The sequence below is a fragment of the Rhizobacter sp. genome (assembly GCF_031412495.1).
Taxonomy (GTDB): domain Bacteria; phylum Pseudomonadota; class Gammaproteobacteria; order Burkholderiales; family Burkholderiaceae_C; genus Schlegelella_A.
Window position 1 is genome coordinate 1 of sequence record NZ_JANODC010000127.1, and the last position, 3698, is coordinate 3698.

Genomic DNA, 3698 nt, shown 5'->3' on the forward strand with positions numbered 1-3698 from the left:
CGCCGACCACTGCACCGCCTGCCACGGCGAGCGCGGCGAAGGCGTGGCTCGCGCCTACCCGCCGCTGGCCGGCAACCGCGCCGTGCTGATGACGCCCTCGGCGAACCTGGTCCACATCGTCCTGCGCGGCGGCTACCCGCCCTCGACGCCGGGCAACCCAAGGCCCTTCGGCATGCCGCCGTTCGCGACCGTGCTGAGCGACGCCGACGTCGCCGAGCTACTGACCTACCTGCGCGCGTCCTGGGGCAACCGGGCGCCGACGGTCACGACCCTGGAGGTGGGCCGCTATCGCAGCTCGAACGCGCGCTGAAGCGTCGCCGCGTGACGGTCAGAACGGGATGTCGTCGTCCATGTCGCTGAAGCCCGAGGTGGACTTCGCCGCCGGGCGGTTGGCGGCCGCCGCCGCCGGGCGCGCCGCCGGCGCCGAGCGTTCGTAGCCGCCGCCACCTTCTTCACCGCCGCCGCCGCCCATGCCTTCGCGGCCGCCGAGCATCTGCATCTCGTTGGCGATGATCTCGGTCGAGTACTTCTCGGCGCCGTCCTTGTCGGTCCACTTGCGCGTCTTCAGGCGGCCTTCGACGTACACCGAGCGGCCCTTCTTGAGGTACTCGCCGGCGATCTCGGCCAGCTTGTCGTTGAAGACGACGCGGTGCCACTCGGTCTCCTCGACCTTCTCGCCCGAGGTCTTGTCCTTCCAGTTGCGCGAGGTGGCGATGCTCACCGTGCACCAGGCGACGCCGTTCGGGTTGTAGCGGACCTCCGGGTCGCGGCCGAGGTTGCCGACGATGATGACCTTGTTGACTGACGCCATGGCGCGGCTCCTATCGCTGTTCGTGGGGGTTGCCGCGATTATCGGCGGCCTTTGCCGGCCGGCGCGTCCCGCATCGGGGTTCGCCCGTCCGGCGCCCCCCGGAGGCGGCGGTCCGGCGCGAGGGGAGCGCGTAGCATCTTCGGCTTGAACGCACGCACCGCCCCGGCGGCCTTTCCGGCCGACTTCCCCGCCGCCCCCGACACCCCGCGCGCCGTCCTCGCCGAGGTCTTCGGATACGAGACCTTCCGCGGCATCCAGGCCGACGTCGTCGAGCACGTCGCCGGCGGCGGCGATGCCCTGGTCCTGATGCCGACCGGCGCCGGCAAGAGCCTCTGCTTCCAGGTGCCGGCGATCGTCAGGCACCGCGGCGGCCACGGCGTGACGGTCGTCGTCAGCCCGCTGATCGCGCTGATGCAGGACCAGGTCGGCGCCCTCGAGGAGGCCGGCGTTCACGCCGCCTTCCTCAACTCGACGCTCGACGGCGCCGACGCCGCACGCATCGAGCGCGAGATGATGGCCGGGCGCTTGGTCCTGCTCTACGCCGCGCCGGAGCGCATCGCCACGCCGCGCATGCTGGCGCAGCTCGACTCGCTGCACGAGCGCGGCCTGCTGTCGCTGTTCGCGATCGACGAGGCGCACTGCGTCAGCCAGTGGGGGCACGATTTCCGCGAGGACTACCTGCGCCTGTCGGTGCTGCACGAGCGCTTCCCCGACGTGCCGCGCGTGGCCCTGACCGCGACCGCCGACACCCTGACCCGGGCCGACATCCTCGAGCGGCTCGACCTCGGCAGCGCCCGCGTCTTCATCAGCAGCTTCGACCGGCCGAACATCCGCTACGCGGTGGTCGAGAAGGGCGACGCCCGCACGCAGCTGCTGCGCTTCATCCGCGACGAGCACGAGGGCGACGCCGGCATCGTCTACTGCCAGTCGAGGAAGCGCGTCGACGAGACCGCCGCATGGCTGAGCGGCGAAGGCCTGACCGCCCTGCCGTACCACGCCGGCCTCGACGCACCGGTGCGCCAGCGCCACCAGAACCGCTTCCTGCGCGAGGAAGGCATCGTCATGGTCGCGACCATCGCCTTCGGCATGGGCATCGACAAGCCGGACGTCCGCTTCGTCGCCCACCTCGACCTGCCGAAGAACATCGAAGGCTATTACCAGGAGACGGGCCGGGCCGGCCGCGACGGGCTGCCGGCGAACGCCTGGATGGCGTACGGCCTCGCCGACGTGGTCAACCAACGGCGCATGATCGACGACAGCCCGGCGGGCGAGGAGTTCAAGCGCAACCAGCGCAGCAAGCTCGACGCCCTGCTGGCCCTGGCCGAGACGCACGAGTGCCGGCGCGTGCGCCTGCTCACCTACTTCGGGGAGCCGAGCGTGCCGTGCGGATCGCTGCAGAACGCCTGCGACAACTGCCGCGCCCCGCCGGCGACGTGGGACGCGACCGAGGCGGCGCGGATGGCGCTCTCCGGCGTCTACCGCTTCCAGCAGCAGGGCGGCCAGCGCTTCGGCGCCGTGCACCTCATCGACGTCCTGCGCGGCAAGGCGACCGAGAAGGTCGCGCAGTTCGGGCACGCAGGGCTCAGCACCTTCGGCGTCGGCGCGGCGATCCCGGAATCGCAGTGGCGCGCCGTGCTGCGCCAGCTGATCGCACTCGGCCACCTGCGCAGCGACGGCGAGTACAACACCCTGGCCCTGACCGAGACCTCACGCCAGGTGCTGCGCGCCGAGGTCGCCCTGCTGCTGCGCGAGGCCGCCCCGGCAGAGGGCCGTTCGGCGCGCGGCCGCGGCGGCCGCGCCGCGAAAGCCGGAAGCGGGGCGGGCAAGCCACCGCCGCGCGCCCTCGACGCCGCTGGGCTCGAGCGCTTCGCCGCCCTCAAGCTCTGGCGCGCCGAGATCGCGAAGGCTCACAACCTGCCCGCCTACGTCGTCTTCCACGACGCGGCCCTCGCCGAGATGGCCGAGCGCTGCCCCGACTCGCTGGACGCGCTGGCCGAAGTCGGCGGCGTCGGCACGCGCAAGCTCGAGGCCTATGGCGAGGAGATCCTGCGCGTCCTCGGCAGCCGCTGACGTTCACCCCGGCGGCGCCGCTGCGCCGTATACCTTTCATGGAGGCAGCCGCACAACCGCCATGGCCGTTCCCGAGCCAACCGACGACGCCCTGATGACCGCCTACGCCCGGGGCGACGCGGCGGCGTTCGAGCAGCTCTACGGCCGGCACCAGGCGGCGCTCTACCGCTTTGTGCGCCGCCTGCTCGGCACGGCCCTGTCGGCGCAGACCGACGAGGTCTTCCAGGACACGTGGCTGCGCGTCGTGCACGCGCGCGAGCGCTGGCAGCCGCAGGGCGCGACCTTCCGCACCTGGCTGTTCACGCTGGCCCATCACCGCGTCATCGACCTGCTGCGGCGCAGCGGCCGCGAGGTCTCGCTCGACGCCTTCGAGGGCGAGGGCGACGAGCCGTGGCAGCCCGAGGCTTCCTCGGCTTCAGCCTGGCAGCACTGGCCCGCGCCCGCCGCAGCCGCGCCGCAGGGCGACGAGCTCGCCTTCTGGCGCCGCGCCGGCGAAAAGCTGCTCGACTGCCTCGAGCAGCTGCCCCTGCCGCAGCGCAGCGCCTTCCTCCTCCACCACGACGACGGCCTGGCCCTCGACGAGGTCGCGCGCACGCTCGAGGTCGGCTTCGAGACGGCGAAGACACGGCTCCGCTACGCGATGAGCAAGCTGCGCACGTGCATGGGCGCCTACCTCGACCCGGTCCGGGGGCCGGCGCGATGAGCCCGCGCGATCGCGACCGGCCGGCCGGTCCGGGCGAACCCGGCGATGACGCCGGTGCACGCGCCGACGCCGACGCCGAGCGCGACGCCTGGCTGCGCGAGGCGCTGCGCCACG

At 72.8% G+C, this 3698-nt stretch carries 4 protein-coding genes; 3 read left to right on the top strand and 1 reads right to left on the bottom strand.

The window, feature by feature from the left end; translation table 11 throughout:
- The coding region (locus AC30N0_RS04670) for a c-type cytochrome (RefSeq protein WP_489516766.1) at positions 1-310 on the top strand (310 nt) is incomplete at its 5' end.
- An 18-nt stretch (positions 311-328) separates the two neighbouring features.
- Here the strand turns inward: AC30N0_RS04670 and ssb are convergent.
- Entirely contained in the window at positions 329-811 is a 483-nt protein-coding gene (ssb, locus tag AC30N0_RS04675) for a single-stranded DNA-binding protein (protein ID WP_489516767.1), read from the bottom strand.
- Between the two features lie 144 nt (positions 812-955).
- Here ssb and recQ point away from each other — a divergent pair, with 144 nt between their 5' ends.
- Both recQ and AC30N0_RS04685 read left to right on the top strand, forming a co-directional pair.
- Positions 956-2881, top strand: coding sequence for a DNA helicase RecQ (gene recQ / locus AC30N0_RS04680; protein ID WP_489516768.1), 1926 nt, complete (start codon positions 956-958; stop codon positions 2879-2881).
- Between the two features lie 61 nt (positions 2882-2942).
- The gene (locus AC30N0_RS04685) at positions 2943-3584 is read left to right on the top strand and encodes a sigma-70 family RNA polymerase sigma factor (RefSeq protein WP_489516769.1); all 642 of its coding nucleotides are present in this window, start codon (positions 2943-2945) and stop codon (positions 3582-3584) included.
- Positions 3585-3698 lie beyond the last annotated feature (114 nt).

What these genes read in the sequence shown, in the direction of transcription:
- ssb (WP_489516767.1), bottom strand. Translation starts at nt 811, where the DNA reads ATGGCGTCAGTCAACAAGGTCATCATCGTCGGCAACCTCGGCCGCGAC.
- AC30N0_RS04685 (WP_489516769.1), top strand. Translation starts at nt 2,943, where the DNA reads ATGGCCGTTCCCGAGCCAACCGACGACGCCCTGATGACCGCCTACGCC.